Origin of the sequence: Nonomuraea sp. 10N515B, from assembly GCF_052245915.1 — a bacterium.
GTDB lineage: Bacteria > Actinomycetota > Actinomycetes > Streptosporangiales > Streptosporangiaceae > Nonomuraea.
In genome coordinates, this window is record NZ_JBQQBQ010000226.1 from 1 (window position 1) to 606 (window position 606).

Here is a 606-nt window from a genome sequence, read left to right on the forward strand (position 1 = left end):
GGTGCTCGAAGGGCACGTCCTGGTGCTGGTAAGCCTCCAGGCTGGTCTGGCGCACCTGCTCAAGCAGCTCGGTGAAGGTGGGATCGCCGGAGGTGTCGGTACGCAGGACCAGCGTGTTGACGAAGAACCCGACCAGATCCTCGAGGGCCTCGTCGGTACGGCCCGCGACCGGCGACCCCAGGGCGATGTCGGTGCCCGCACCCAGGCGCGTGAACAGCGCGGCCATGGCCGCCTGCAGCACCATGAACACCGTGGCACCCGACTCGCGGGCCACTTCGACCAGATTCTGGTGCAACGCCGCGTCCAGGTGGAAGAGGACAGTAGCGCCCCGGTAGGTGGCCACCGGCGGGCGGGGCCGGTCGGTGGGCAGGTTGAGCTGCTCCGGCAGCCCGGCCAGCCGCTGCTTCCAGTAGTCCACCTGCTGGGCGAACACGCTGTCCGGGTCGTTCTCGTCACCGAGCAGCTGCCGCTGCCACAGCGTGTAGTCGGCGTACTGCACCGGCAGCGGCTCCCACTCCGGTGTATGGCCCTGCGAGCGGGCCATGCAGGCGGCGAGCAGGTCCCGGGCCAGCGGGGCCATGGACCAGCCGTCCCCCGCGATGTGAT

1 protein-coding gene is annotated in these 606 nt (G+C 70.1%); it reads right to left on the reverse strand.

The window, feature by feature from the left end; translation table 11 throughout:
- Positions 1 to 580 (reverse strand): condensation domain-containing protein (locus ACTWQA_RS59170; protein ID WP_443167529.1); only part of this gene is annotated, 580 nt, incomplete at its 3' end.
- Between the last annotated feature and the right edge of the window lie 26 nt (positions 581 to 606).